Genomic DNA, 13,821 nt, shown 5'->3' with positions numbered 1-13,821 from the left:
CTTCAGGGCACGAACCGGCTAAGGATTGCCCACCACTTAATAAACCGTTCAGCGATTAACCTGACGGTTGTGGTCTCAGGAGCAATTGGTGAACAAGGTCGGCTTCTTGTTTACCAGCACGACAGCACCCCATGGCAGTCATCGTCGCTGTCACCGATGCCTTCTATCACCGTGGCGTAACAGGGTCGGATCGGGCTGTATCAACCCCGTTTACTCCTAGGCAGGAATCGCCATGGCTCTCGTTGACGAGCAACGACGAGCGGCTCAAACCGGATGGTGTGGTGACGACTGCAGGGAAATTTCAGGACAGGCCCGTGGTTGTGGTAACAGCTCAGTTTCTTGCTGGTCAAAAGCAGTAAGCCGGCCGAACGGCTCAACGACCGATAGGAGAGACGGCGATGGTAACGCTTCACGACAAGGAAACCGGTGCTTTTGTCGGAGAAATCGGCGACCAACAGCTTCAGCAGTTGATAGATGCTTTAGAAGAAGAAAGCGCGACCGACAGGGATTATTTCATCAGTCGGGCCGAACTGGAGTTCTTGGAGGAACAGGGAGTTGATCGAGGGTTGATTGGGCTGTTGCGGACGGCCTTGGGTAACAGGGAAGGCATGGAGATCGTTTGGAGGGAATCGTAAATCCACGGGCTCGCTGGACGTTTCGTAGGGCCGCCGACAACAAGACCGCGGTTGCGACAACGCCCCGTGAGCTTTTCAGTTGGGCAACCGATATTTCAGTTCCAAGGAGGCAATATGCAAAGCAAAGCCAAGATTCTCGGCCATCCGGCTCACCCGATACTGATCGTTTTTCCGCTCGGGCTGCTGTCCACTGCCGTCGTCTTCGACATCATTTATCTGGTGACGGGTTCGCCAAACTTCGTAACGGTCTCCTACTGGATGATTGCGGCAGGGATACTCGGCGGGCTGATTGCTGCCCCCTTTGGTTTGAAAGATTGGATGGCCATACCGCCTAATACCCGTGCCAAGTATGTCGGACTGATGCACGGCGCCGGCAACGTGGTGGTGCTGCTGCTTTTCATAGGCAGTTGGTGGCTTCGGCGGAATATCGATTTTCCCGGACCGTGGGCGTTCGTTCTGTCGTTTGCCGGTTTCGCCCTGGTCCTGATCACCGGGTGGCTCGGCGGCGAATTGGTCGACCGGCTGGGTGTGGGTGTGGATGACGACGCTGATTTGAACGCGCCGAGTTCGCTGTCCAAGCGGCTGACGCAGTGAGATAGGCGCGGCAACGCGCCGCGAGAGCCCAGGCCGGCGGCGCGGACCGGCCTGGGCACTGGCCCGAAAGCCGAAGAACGGCGCTTACGGGCCTGATCAATTAGGTGCGTCCCAGTCTCTTATCCAAACTCAGATCGCCAGGGCCATGGGCAAAAATGACCATGAAGCCTCCGGCGATCGCGATGTTCTTCAGAAACATGATGCTTTGCATTTTGTCTTCGAAGTTGAAGTGAAAGAGCAAAGCCGCTGCAACGGAAAAAACGGCGAGCGCGAGAGCAAACCATCGGGTATACCAGCCGAGCATGACGGCCAATCCACCACCTATTTCCAACACGATCACTAGCGGCAGCAGCATTCCCGGCACTCCCATCGATTCCATGTAGGCTTGGGTTCCGGCAAAGCCGCCGATTTTGTTGAAACCCGACAACAAAAAAATGATGGATATGAAAATCCGCCCGGCGAGTTCGGCGTAACGGGACAGGTTTTCGGACATGCGACCTCCTTCGAAAAAATGGGTGCTTTGCCAGATTAAGTGTCCGTTTCTATATCACTCATGGGAAGCTCCGAACAAGTGGATTCTGCCCTTCGACAAGAGCTCAAGACAACATCGACAAGCTTGTCCTGAGCCCGTGAAGGTCTTCCTGGGCCTATCGAAGAACAGAGCTAGAGATTCCTTTATGCATGAAATCGTGCGCACTGCGCCCTCGGAGTCGACGAGCTAAAGTAGGCCGGACTACTCACGAGAGAAGGCGGGACTTTCGAGCGACGTCGTGATGATCGTTGTCTCACTGTGGCCTTATTAGTCGGCGATGAATGTCGCTCGACCGAGGTCGTCATCCAGTCGGATGCAATCGAGCGGACTCCGGATCGGGTGCATGGGCTTGACTCGCCGTTCCGACGCTTGTCAGACAAATCCCGGAGGCGTTTGGCCGGCAGAACTTTCGGCGGCGGCCCGTAAATATCCTGCCCCGGATTAACCCGGCCTATATTTATAGGCTGGGTTATTAAAAATAGACCTGTTCAACGATTCACTGGGGACGATGGCATGCAGAAAGCCTTGGCCGAGGCGCTGGATCGTGCGCCCATGGGCGTTGCAATCATGCGGGAGCGGCGAATCTTGTGGATAAACGAGCGTTTGGCAGGGTGGTTCGATCTGGTGCGGAATCGGATCCTTGGCTCGCTTCCCAAAGCTGCGGAGGATATCGGGCTGGCTGTTCTCTTCGGCGAGCACGACCGGATTTGCGTCACGCGTCCTGCCGGCGCGATCTGGCTGCAGCGCGAGCGAGCGTTGCTTGCCGATGGGCTCGAAGCATGCTTTTTCATGGACGTGACGGAAGAAGTGCGGATCGAGGCAGAGCGCGGACGGCTTCAAGCCTTGGTAAATGCCTTGACCACTCGGGACCCGGAGACCGGGGTCTTGAACCGGAATGCCGTTCTTCAGGCCCTGGATGGGCACGTGAGTCGCAGCCGACGCTACGGCAACGCCTTGTCGGTGATTCGCGTCTCGCTGCAGCCGCGCCACGACGCCGCGCTGAAGGAAACCGCGCTGCGCGACATCGTCCAGGAGTTCAACTCGCAGCTACGATGGACCGACCAGATCGGCCGTCTCGATGAGACAACATTCCTGTTAGTTCTTCCCGAGACCCCCGGCACTCATGCGGAGTCGCTAGCCGCCCGGTTCGGCCGGGAACGCATGCCTTTGCTCGGCACGGGAGCGTGGCGTATCGATTGCGCAGTCACGTCCTGGCAAAAAGGCGACGACGCCCGCAAGCTCGTTCGGCGTCTTTATTCTTGTTCGAACGGGCCTAAAACCGCGTGACCAAGAGCGCTTTGCGGCCCATAAAGCTTGGCGGCCCGGGCGAGGACATCGATCGGAAGAGTCTCGCGGCGATCGTTCGGCGCTTCCAGAATCTACACCGTTTTCAATTACAGCGTATCCAGGCGCATCAGACGCCGCGTCAGCGGAGCTTCCTGGATTTGCTTCCTTTGCTGTTTCATTGCAACTACCCGCTACTGCCCGGTTACGTGTCCTCCGAGACGCCAGCCGGCATTCCGGATTATTCTCCCGGTCGTCGAGCGCTGCTCGCCGCCAAACGCCTGACCAAAACTTTCGAATACAAGCGGCGCGCCCTTTCGGATTATCCGATCCATGCGATTTATCTGATGGGGAGCGTCAGCAGCGTTGCGTATTCGCAGAAAAGCGATCTCGACATCTGGCTATGTCACTCTGGCTCTTTGGACTCGAGCCAATTGGACGAATTGCGCCGCAAAGCGACCGGCATCGAAAATTGGGCGCAGTCGCTGGGGTTAAAGGTCCATATCTTCTTAGCCGATAGCGAGCGCTTCCGTCTCGGCGTGGGCACACCCATATCAACGGAGAGCTGCGGCAGCGTACAGCACCATCTCTTGCTGGAGGAGTTCTACCGCACCGGCATCTGGCTGGCCGGTCGCGCCGCTGCCTGGTGGCTGGTTCCGCCGGAGTTCGAGGATCGATATTTGGAATACTTGACCCACTTGCAAGAAAAACGGTTCGTCAACGAAACCGATTTTATCGATTTCGGGGGACTCGAGGTCGTTCCGCTGGACGAATTCATAGGCGGCACGCTTTGGCATTTGCACAAGGCGATCGACGCGCCTCACAAATCCTTGCTCAAGCTGTTTCTGATGGAAAGTTACGCCAACCAGTATCCCCGTACCCGGTGGCTCTGTACCCGCCTCAAGGCCGCGGTGTACGAGGGAAATCTGGATGACGGCGAGCTCGACCCCTACATCCTCATGTATCGGGAGGTGGAGCGGTATTTGTCGGCACGGGAGGAGAGCGAACGGCTTGAACTGGCACGCCAATGCTTTTATCTCAAGCTCAACGAACTGGTAAGGCTCGGGAGCGGCGCGGAAGCGGAGAAGCGGCGGCGGCAAAGTATCCTGGACGCCATGGCCCACGCCTGGCGATGGTCGCCGCAACGCGTCTACGAACTCAACGAGCGTAGCCATTGGAACGTGTTCGAGGCATTGGATGAGCAAAAAGTCATCGGCCGTGAATTGACCCGAAGCTATCGCACTGTGCAGTGGCTCGCCTCAGAGCACACCAACATCGGCGGTCTCGCCGGAGAAGAAATAAAGCTTCTGGGACGCAGGCTTTCCGCCGCCCTGGAGCCTAAACCCGGCAAAGTAGAAAAACTCATTCTGGATAGCGGTGACCGCATCGAGCCGAAGAATTTCTCTTTGCACGAAGTGCGGCTGGCAGACGGCGAGCTGGGATGGATCTTATACCCCGGGCTAGTCACGTCGGCCGATTCGGGCAAGTCGCGGTACTTGAAAAAGACGCACAGTCTGGTCGAGCTGCTGGCTTGGCTATCACTCAATGGCCTATACGACCGGCGCGCAAGTCTCTTGCTGGAAACCGTCGAAAGCGCGTTGACGCTGTCGGAACTCAAGAACAATTTGCGCGCGCTGAACAGCTTTCTGGGCGCGCACGATCGCAAGCCGGACCATCTCGACGACTATGCCCAGGCTCCACGTGTGATCGCTGCAGCACTATTCGTCAATCTCGGCATTGATGTCGACGCCAGCCGTCCAGACGGACTCCGACTGGCCAGCAATCGCCACGATGCGCTGAGTTATGGCCACGACCGATCCAACCTGATCCACCAAGTCGATGCCGTCATTTTGACGTCATGGCGGGAAACTCTGGTGAAGCGTTACCAAGGTTTGACCGGCTTTTTCGATTGCCTGGCGGAACTCATGAACGAACCGCTCTCTGAGGAAATGCACTTCGAGTGCTTCTGTTTCGTCCCCGGACGTGCCCGGACCATTTCCCTCCGAGTCAAGGAGCTTTATCGGGATTTGCGGAAGGCGTTTTCGCGGGCCGAACCGTCCCTGCGCTATGTTCTGAGAGGCGGTTCGGAGTTCTTTTTATTCGATAAAAGTGGAACCAGCGTCCGTTATTGGGGCGTGCCCGATTTGGAGCGTTTGTATACCGAGCTATCCGCGCCCAGACTGGCGTTTTCACCGGTCGTCTTCGACCGTAACACCCTGGAACACGACCCTTTGCCCGTGATCTACGGCCATAACCGGCCAGGGATCATTCAGGTCTTTTGTCAACCGGAATCCGGGTTAGTGAAGATCTACATTCTGGACGAGCGGGGCTCGCTGTTCCAGCGGACCCACGAACCCGTCGGATCTCAGCTTGTACTCGGTCCCTACGCCTTGTTCCTCGGCGACATCCTGCAACGCTACGCACTTGCCGTCAGCGGGACCGAATATTATTTGGTGGAACGCGACCCGCTCGAGGGTTATACCGTGAAATCCGCCGGTTTCCAGCCCGATTCAGCGAGTTTCGCGTTCAAAATCCGAGTGTTAGCGCGGGAGACGGCACCGGGACGCGTTACCTACACCATCTTCTGCAACGAGTTAGAGTTCACTTCCATGGACGGGGGACAGGACGTATTCGCCAGGGCGGCCGCTTATATCATAAGGCTGCGTCGCAGCGGAGAACGCTATCCCATCTATATCACCAGTATCGACCTTCCGCTCTCGGTCTTAGGCGTGAGTTCACCGGATGAGTTACAAACGATCCATTTCCTCAAGTTCAAGCAGAAGATCGAAGAGCGGTTAAGCCCCAACGTTATAAAGTTATAAAAAAGAGTACTTTTATTCTTCTTTGAAATTTGATTCCCGTCTAAAATTGACCGTTTTTGAACGGTAACCCAATTTTCCGAGGCAAAAACGGTATGAGTGAACAGGCGTGGCTGGCGGTCGGCGTGGTCCTGGGATGTTTGACCTTGATGCTGTCAACCGCCGCCGCACCCGAGCTGATACTGCTGGGCGGCGTCGTGGTGCTGCTTGTGACGGGCGTGCTGACGGCCGAGCAAGCCTTGAGCGGTTTTTCCAACGAGGGCATGATCACCGTCGCCTTGATGTACGTGGTGGTAGCGGGCATCCGGGAAACCGGCGGCGTCGATATGCTAGTCCGACACGTGCTCGGACGCCCGAAGTCCTTGCGCGGCGCCTTGCTGAGGCTGATTATGCCGGTAACATCGGTGAGCGCCTTCATGAACAATACGCCCCTGGTGGCTGTGTTCTTGCCGGCCGTTCTCACCTGGGCGAAGCGCTTGCAGATTTCACCCTCGAAGCTCCTGATTCCGCTCAGCTACTCCGCAGTCGTGGGCGGAACCATCACTCTGATCGGCACCAGCACCAATCTGATCGTCAACGGCCTTTTGCTGCACAGCGATAAGCCGGGAATGGGTTTGTTCGACATTGCCTGGGTCGGTATTCCGTGTTCGATTCTCACCGCTTGTTATCTTTTGTTGTTTGCACCGAAGTGGCTGCCGGAACGCAAACCCGCCAGCGCCGTGTTCGAGAACCCCAAGGAATACACAGTAGAGATGACGGTGGAAGAAAACGGGGGCTTGGTGGGCAAAACGATCGAAGAAGCCGGCCTGCGCCACTTGCAGGGACTTTACCTGGTGGAAATCGAGCGTGGCGACGAGGTGTTGGCGGCGGTCGGACCCTATGAGCGTCTCCAGGCCGGCGATCACTTGATATTTGCCGGCGTCAGCGATTCGGTAGTGGAGTTGCAGCGGATCAAAGGCTTGCGCCCTGCGACCGATCAGTCGTTCAGCATCGAGGACAGGAAGCACCGCGAGCGCGTGCTGGTCGAAGCGGTCGTTTCGCCGCAGTGCGCGCTGGTCGGCAAAACCATCAAAGAAGGCCGGTTCCGCATGGTTTACGGCGGGTCGGTGATCGCCGTGGCGCGAAATGGTCAGCGCATCTCCGGCAAGATTGGCGAGATCCGGCTGGAGCCCGCGGACACGCTGCTGCTCGACGTTCGCCCGCCATTTTTGGAACGGCATCGGAATTCCAACGATTTCCTACTGATCAGTCAGGTGTCCGATTATCTCCCGGTTCGTCACGAACGCGCAGGCCTAGCCTGGCTGATTCTCGCCTGCGTTGTGCTGAGCGCGTCATTCGAGTGGCTGAGCATGCTGAAGGCGGCGATGCTCGGTGCCGCGGCCATGTTGCTGACCGGCTGCTGTTCGGTCCCGACCGCGCGAAAAAGCTTGGATGGCCAGGTCTTGCTGGCCATAGCCGCATCCTTCGGTCTCGGTAAGGCTTTGGAGGTGTCCGGTGCCGCATCGGGCATCGCGCAGGGTCTCCAGAACCTCGCCGGGGACAATCCGTTTTTGGTGCTGGCGCTGTTTTATTTCTCGACGGTCATATTGACCGAGCTGCTCAGCAACAACTCGGTAGCGGTGCTGATGTTTCCTTTGGCTTTGGCCATAGCCGACAAATTGGGCGTCAGTTTTTGGCCGTTCGTTGTGGCGGTCATGTTCGGTGCATCCATGGGGTTTTCCACGCCTATCGGCTACCAGACCAACTTAATGGTTTACGGTCCCGGTGGTTATCGTTTCGGAGATTTTGTTCGCTTCGGCGTTCCATTGAACATTTTGATGGGCATTCTGGCGCTGAGTATCATCCCCTGGGTGTGGCCGTTTCATCCCTAGGCCGTGTACTGGTTTCATTCGGTTTTTTCTTATGAACGTACGAAACATCGCTCTTTTGTTGGTCGTCTTGATGTTCGCAGGCTGCGAACGAGCCGGCGAAATCGAGCTTTCCGGAGCGATTCAAGGCACCACTTACCACATCAAGATGGTCATAGACCAAGCCGGGACGCCCCTGGAGCAGATCAAGTCCGATGTCGAGGAGGTATTCAGGATCGTCGACGAAAAGCTGTCGAATTGGCGGGAGGACTCTGAAATCTCTCGTGTGAACCGGCAAGAAACAACCGACTGGATTCCGGTCTCGCCGGAGATAGTCCAACTAGTAGCGATTGCGAAGGACGTCAACCGCCGCTCGGCGGGTTGCTACGACCTCACGGTCAAGCCTTTGTTCGACTTGTGGGGTTTTTCCAGGCACGAGAATCGTGTCCCGGAACAGAGCGAAATCGATCAGACTCTGGCTCACGTAGGCATGGACAAGTTGGAAGTCGACGCGGAAAACGGCCGTATCCGCAAAGCCGATCCCAAGCTCAGCATCGATCTAGGGTCTATCGCGCAAGGGTATACCGTGGCTACCGTAGCCGAGCGGCTGGAAAGCCGAGGGATTCACAATTATCTCGCCGAAATCGGCGGCGAGATGAAAGTAAAAGGACGCAAAGCTAACGGTGCGTCATGGCGGGTGGCGATCGAAAAACCCACGCCGCTGGCCCGGGAGGTCCAGCGCATCCTGGAGATTCATCAGGAAAATGGCACAGCCGTAATGACCTCCGGGACCTATCGAAACTTTTTCGAATCGGACGGGAAAAGCTACTCCCATATCATCGATCCGAAGACCGGCCGTCCTGTGACGCACAATCTTCTGTCCGTCACCGTTCTGAACGAGGATCCGACCGTAGCGGACGCATGGTCCACGGCGCTTTTGTGCGTCGGTGAGATCGAGGGTCCCAAGATTGCCGAAGCCGAGGGTCTTAAAGCCTTGTTCATTTATCGGGACGGTCAGGAACTCAAGGAGCAGATGAGCAGCCGCTTCACGAGCATTTCCGAGCCGTAACGGTTGAACGTGAATGGGTTCCTGCGTTCCATGCCTCAGTTTTTCCGTTCGGAAGGGTATTCGGCCGATCCGGCCGCAATTCGGGGGGCGAAGTAGAAAAGGATGTGCGAGAAACCTAAATAGGCCAGAGCAAGGATGAATAGCAAGCTGACCGGAAGCTCGTTGAGCAGGGCGTAAAACGCTACGCCGCCCGCCGTCAGGAGAAAGATGAGTCCCATGAGCAACACTTCGTTGCGGCTACTCCGGCGATACCGGAAGTACCACAGTACGATCTGGCTGATCACAAGATAGGCGACGACAAGGAACAGGTTGTTCCGCATCGGGCCGTAGAACGCCGCGCCATCCGGAACGACGAGGCTGAAATTGCTCAAGGCCAAGATGCCGCCTAGGATGGAAACCCAGACGGAAAATCGGAAATTCAGGCTAATTGCACGTTGCACGGACCGTCCCCTGATCGTTGTCGAGCAGCTGTTTTTTCGAGAGCCTCGGCAGGCGGTGAGTTCCAACGGGTGAAACGACGCCTTACAGTCCTACTGGTTTACTTGGGGCCGGTGCGGACTTTTTCGGAACAGAGGGGGAAGCACAATGAGTAGGCCAAGGAGCGTCAAGCTGAGTATTACTGCCGGTGACCAGACATCCTCGATGTCGCTGATGTCGCCCAGAGCCTGACCGATATTGGCGTAAACAAAACTGCTAGGAATGACGCCGATCGCCGTGGCGACGATATAGGTGCGGGTGCTGATCTTGGTCACAGCCGGCGCGAGATTGACCAGCCAGAATGGAAAAAGCGGTACCAGTCTGAGGAAGAGCAGATAGCGTAAGGGATCGCCCTCGAAGCCTTTCACAATTTTCTCGGCCAGAGGGTACTGCGAGAGTTTGGCTCGGGCGAGGTCGGCAAAAATGAAACGTGCCGAGAGAAAAGCCAATAGGGCTCCCAGGGTCGATGCGATCACTGTCATCAACGTGCCCAACCAGCGTCCGAACAGCAACCCCATGGCCAGCGACAGTATTCCCCCGCTGGGAATGCTCAACGCCGTCGAAGCGATGAAAAACAATGCCGAGGCAAACAGCATGAGCAGGTAATGCCTCTCGGTAAACGTTATGAGCCTGTCGCGGTTCTCCTTGAGCACTTCGAGTCTCAACCACTCGTTTCCTCCGAGAGCGAAAAAAGCAGACAGCGCGGCGACAAACAGCAGGATCAGGGCGATTCTGCAGTAAAAGCGCGTTTGTTGGTCGAGCATGAAACTTCTCCGGACGAAACCGGAATCAGTATACAAGGTGGTCACAATGGCGCGACAATAGCCCATTGGTGGCCTCTCAGGCGTAGAAGGTCCGGCAAGCTCGACAAGGCGTCCGCGAGCGCCGCGCTCCAGCGCGCAAGTATCGAAAAAAGGCAGTATCGATGTTTCCGTCGGTCCGCTCGACCGGGTGGAGAACGAATTTACTCCGTCATTCCGGTTTTCAGCGCATTGAATAGGGTATTGCCGGCAACGGCGTTATCGCTTCCGACCAAGACCATGATCATCAAACCGCCGTCCGTCTTCAAACATTCCACCACGCCGATGATGTGCTCGCTCCACGACCGGACCGAATCCTGATCCTTGCTGATTTTGCCCGCTTTTTCGGTGTTCAATATCGACTCGCCTTTGTCGACGCAATCGGCTTGACTCATGGTCCCGCCGTCCAAGTGATCCCACCACATATTGGGTGCCGCCGCTGAAACGGTGACGGGCAGGCTGATCATCAATAGACACGCGAAGAGTGGACTGAAGATATTTTTTGTGAACATCGGAAAATCCTCCTTGATTCTGCCCAGGGAAGGCCGACCCGATCGGTGATCCTTTTATAGAGATTCGTCTACCACTGCTCCGTTAAATTCAACAAAAGTTGTCCGGCATCTACGAAGCTGTATCGAGAGATACATTCAGCGACCTGTCCAGATCCCTATTTCTAACATCAAACATGTCGATGACTTGATGCGAACGAATAGCTAACGGACAACGCTCCGGCTCAAAGTGCGTTCCGTAGAGTGTATTCGGCGCACTCTGCGGAGCGACGTCAATAGGCCGGCCATCACAGCTTACCACGCCCTATCTGGCGGTGAGCAATCTGCATTGAATTCATTCCCAGCCCGGCCCTTTGGGTCGCTCCTTCCGCCGGGTGAGTTCTTTTAGGCGCCCTCGAATTGCCAGCAAAACTGCACTAAGACCGCCGGATCCGGTGTCAAAAAATTTTACAGTCTGGCAATCAGAAAAAAGAGTAACTCCCAAACCCTCTCAAACGCTTGCTAGATAAGCGAGCTGCTCGCTCTTGAGGTCTGCTCCGACGCCCGTCGGCAATCGACTTTCGCAGTCGGGATGAGCGACCGGGTGTTTCAAAGAGCTTACGGAAACAAATCGGGCTGAATACCATAAATCCATTTAAAAACAATCTGTTATGTTTTTGGCACGATCATTGTTGAATCTATAGGTAACTCCAGAAAAATTAGGAGGAGGTTGTGTCGGTGAAGGAAAGGAAAAAGGGAGGTTTCATGCATCCGAAGCACCTCGGAGAATGCTCGAATCACTCGTACATGACACGTCAGCCGATGGAGCAAGGAATTGGCTGCTCTTTCGACATACGCGGTTTGCCAGTTCCAATCCTCGTATACCCAGTGTCGATACCAAAACTTGAACACCGTCCACCGCCTTCAGTCATCCGTGTACACAAAAACCCCTCGCTGACTTGCCGGCAGGAGCTCCCACAGTTGCCAACCCAGGGTTTATGTGCGATCCGCCAAGACGTGAGCGGCCGCCCGTTCACGGTGCCGGGTCAAAACAGTCAGCTTCAGCGACACCCGGAGCAGCTTTCAAGCCGCATTGCGCCTGAGTTTATCAAGTTCGAGCACCAAGCGTATCACGGAGCCGGAAGATTCAACCGTCATCGGGCCCGGACGACGACTTTGCAAGAACCAATGTAGTTCGGCGCAACGTAGCAATTCAAAGGATTCGCATATGGGTTCACCCCATCGATAGGGAGCAACTGATGAAAACGTCGATCATCACCGGCATAACGGGGCAAGATGGTGCATATCTAGCTCACCTGTTGCTTGAAAAGGGCTACACCGTATATGGCACTTTTCGCCGTACAAGTTCGGTGAATTTCTGGCGTATCGAAGAACTAGGGATTCACCGTCATCCCAACCTTCACCTCGTGGAATATGATTTGACCGACCTGAGTGCGGCTATCCGATTACTGGAAAAGACCAAAGCAACCGAGGTTTACAACCTTGCAGCTCAAAGCTTCGTAGGGGTTTCGTTCGAACAACCCGTAACGACGGCAAGCATCACGGCGGTCGGCACCGTAAACCTTCTGGAAGCAATTCGGTCCGTGAACCCAGGTATTCGTTTCTACCAGGCATCAACTTCCGAGATGTTCGGGAAGGTTCAGGCCATTCCGCAAGACGAGACGACCCCATTTTATCCGCGCAGCCCGTATGGCGTTGCAAAACTTTATGCTCACTGGATTACGGTAAATTATCGGGAGGCTTACAACATCTTCGGTGTGAGCGGGATTTTGTTCAATCACGAATCCCCGTTGCGAGGCAAGGAATTCGTAACCCGGAAAATTACCGACAGCGTCGCGAAGATCAAATTGGGCAAATTGGACGTACTTGAATTGGGCAATCTGAATGCGAAGCGCGATTGGGGCTATGCCAAGGAATACGTGGAAGGAATGTGGCGGATGTTGCAGGCCGACGAACCGGATACCTATGTGCTGGCTACGAACCGAACCGAAACGGTTCGCAATTTCGTAACCATGGCATTCAAGGCCGTTGACATCGACATCATGTGGGAGGGGCACGGCGAACGAGAAGTCGGCTTCAACAGGGCGGGCAAGGCTATCGTGCGCGTCAACCCGCAGTGGTTCCGTCCAGCGGAAGTCGATGTGTTGATCGGTAATCCTCAGAAGGCAAGAACCAAGCTCGGATGGGAACCGACGACGACGCTGGAACAACTATGCCAGATGATGGTGGAGGCCGATATTCGGCGGAATGAAGCGGGTTTCTCATTCTGAAGGACGATACCGTATGGAAACTGTATTAGTGACAGGCAGTCGCGGCTTTACCGGGCGATATTTGTGCGCAGCTCTAGCCGAAAAAGGATACCGAGTAGTGGGGCTAGTTCGAGGCTCCGCGTCGACACTGGACGAGGTTCAATGCGATCTGAGCGATCCGGCGGCGACGAATGAGGTAGTAAAGCGGGTCCGGCCGGATCGCGTTGTACACTTGGCCGCCATCGCGTTTGTGGGGCATGGATGCGCGGAGGAGTTCTATCGCGTAAACCTCTTCGGAACATTAAACCTCATCGAAGCGATCGCCCTTCATGCCGAGCACGTCAGGCAAATAGTCGTGGCCAGTAGTGCCACCGTATACGGCAATGTCGATGGAGAGCGCATCGATGAGTCGCATTGCCCGTTACCGGTCGACCATTATGGCATCAGTAAATTGGCCATGGAGTACATGCTGCGAACGTGGTTCAACCGGCTGCCCATCTTAATTGCCCGCCCGTTCAACTACACTGGTCCAGGCCAGAATGAGCATTTCTTGGTTCCCAAGATCGTTAAGCATTTCTCCCACGGCTACTCGAAGATCGAGCTGGGAAATTTGGACGTCGCGCGAGACTTTAGCGACGTTCGAGACGTGGTAGAGATCTACTCGCGCCTACTCGAAAGCGACATTCATTCCGAGGTGGTCAATATTTGCTCGGGGCGCGCGATTTCCTTGCGGGAAATCTTGGACACGATGCAGGACATAGCCGGTTATTCGATCGAGGTTAGGAGAAATCGGCAATTCGTTAGACAAAACGAGATTCGCCGCATGGCGGGCGATAACAGTAAGCTCCTAAGGTTGGTGGGTTCGGTGCCGACCAAATCACTTTCGGAGACGCTTTACGAGATGTATGAGGCGGAGCGCCCAGGAAGGTTGCAAAAACGCAGTCTTTGTGTCTGACAAGCCCGCCGGCTAAAGGACTGAATCCTCGTTTGGCGAACAGGAGTTGTC

General features: G+C 55.8%; 13 protein-coding genes. 9 read left to right on the top strand and 4 right to left on the bottom strand.

Going from position 1 to position 13,821, the window contains the following annotated elements; translation table 11 throughout:
- Positions 1-131: 131 nt before the first annotated feature.
- From QEN43_RS16725 to QEN43_RS16715, 3 genes are all read left to right on the top strand, one after another.
- Complete coding sequence (locus QEN43_RS16725; protein ID WP_026609460.1) at positions 132-359, top strand: hypothetical protein; 228 nt, start codon at positions 132-134, stop codon at positions 357-359.
- 39 nt (positions 360-398) lie between these two features.
- On the top strand, positions 399-635 hold the full coding sequence (locus QEN43_RS16720; protein WP_026609459.1) for a hypothetical protein: 237 nt from the start codon (positions 399-401) through the stop codon (positions 633-635).
- Positions 636-749: 114 nt separating this feature from the next.
- Complete coding sequence (locus tag QEN43_RS16715; RefSeq protein WP_026609458.1) at positions 750-1,229, top strand: DUF2231 domain-containing protein; 480 nt, start codon at positions 750-752, stop codon at positions 1,227-1,229.
- 100 nt (positions 1,230-1,329) lie between these two features.
- Here QEN43_RS16715 and QEN43_RS16710 read toward each other — a convergent pair whose 3' ends face one another.
- Entirely contained in the window at positions 1,330-1,722 is a 393-nt protein-coding gene (locus QEN43_RS16710) for a DoxX family protein (protein ID WP_036267936.1), read from the bottom strand.
- Between the two features lie 552 nt (positions 1,723-2,274).
- Between QEN43_RS16710 and QEN43_RS16705 the strand changes: the two genes are divergently transcribed.
- From QEN43_RS16705 to QEN43_RS16690, 4 genes are all read left to right on the top strand, one after another.
- A complete protein-coding gene (locus tag QEN43_RS16705) occupies positions 2,275-3,048 on the top strand; it encodes a GGDEF domain-containing protein (RefSeq protein WP_026609456.1) in 774 nt (257 codons plus the stop codon).
- Positions 3,045-5,867 carry a class I adenylate cyclase gene (locus QEN43_RS16700; RefSeq protein ID WP_317963426.1) on the top strand — a complete coding sequence of 941 codons (2,823 nt, stop codon included), beginning with the start codon at positions 3,045-3,047 and terminating at the stop codon, positions 5,865-5,867. Before QEN43_RS16705 ends, QEN43_RS16700 begins: the two co-directional genes overlap by 4 nt.
- A gap of 92 nt (positions 5,868-5,959) precedes the next feature.
- The gene (locus QEN43_RS16695; RefSeq protein WP_026609454.1) at positions 5,960-7,735 is read left to right on the top strand and encodes an SLC13 family permease; all 1,776 of its coding nucleotides are present in this window, start codon (positions 5,960-5,962) and stop codon (positions 7,733-7,735) included.
- A gap of 31 nt (positions 7,736-7,766) precedes the next feature.
- Complete coding sequence (locus tag QEN43_RS16690) at positions 7,767-8,780, top strand: FAD:protein FMN transferase (protein WP_051331479.1); 1,014 nt, start codon at positions 7,767-7,769, stop codon at positions 8,778-8,780.
- Positions 8,781-8,815: 35 nt separating this feature from the next.
- Here QEN43_RS16690 and QEN43_RS16685 read toward each other — a convergent pair whose 3' ends face one another.
- The 3 genes from QEN43_RS16685 to QEN43_RS16675 all read right to left on the bottom strand — a co-directional run bounded on the left by QEN43_RS16685 (position 8,816) and on the right by QEN43_RS16675 (position 10,569).
- A complete protein-coding gene (locus QEN43_RS16685) occupies positions 8,816-9,220 on the bottom strand; it encodes a hypothetical protein (protein WP_026609453.1) in 405 nt (134 codons plus the stop codon).
- A 90-nt stretch (positions 9,221-9,310) separates the two neighbouring features.
- Complete coding sequence (locus tag QEN43_RS16680; protein WP_026609452.1) at positions 9,311-10,021, bottom strand: TVP38/TMEM64 family protein; 711 nt, start codon at positions 10,019-10,021, stop codon at positions 9,311-9,313.
- Positions 10,022-10,221: 200 nt separating this feature from the next.
- Complete coding sequence (locus QEN43_RS16675) at positions 10,222-10,569, bottom strand: hypothetical protein (protein ID WP_235726524.1); 348 nt, start codon at positions 10,567-10,569, stop codon at positions 10,222-10,224.
- A 1,235-nt stretch (positions 10,570-11,804) separates the two neighbouring features.
- Between QEN43_RS16675 and gmd the strand changes: the two genes are divergently transcribed.
- Together gmd and QEN43_RS16665 are read left to right on the top strand one after the other, a co-directional pair.
- Entirely contained in the window at positions 11,805-12,836 is a 1,032-nt protein-coding gene (gmd, locus tag QEN43_RS16670) for a GDP-mannose 4,6-dehydratase (RefSeq protein WP_317963425.1), read from the top strand.
- Between the two features lie 13 nt (positions 12,837-12,849).
- Positions 12,850-13,770, top strand: coding sequence for a GDP-mannose 4,6-dehydratase (locus QEN43_RS16665; RefSeq protein ID WP_036267931.1), 921 nt, complete (start codon positions 12,850-12,852; stop codon positions 13,768-13,770).
- Positions 13,771-13,821 lie beyond the last annotated feature (51 nt).

The sequence above is a fragment of the Methylocaldum szegediense genome (assembly GCF_949769195.1).
In the GTDB taxonomy this organism is placed as follows: Bacteria; Pseudomonadota; Gammaproteobacteria; order Methylococcales; family Methylococcaceae; genus Methylocaldum; species Methylocaldum szegediense.
The sequence above is the reverse complement of the archived record's forward strand: the minus strand, read 5'-3'. Positions and strand labels throughout refer to the sequence as shown.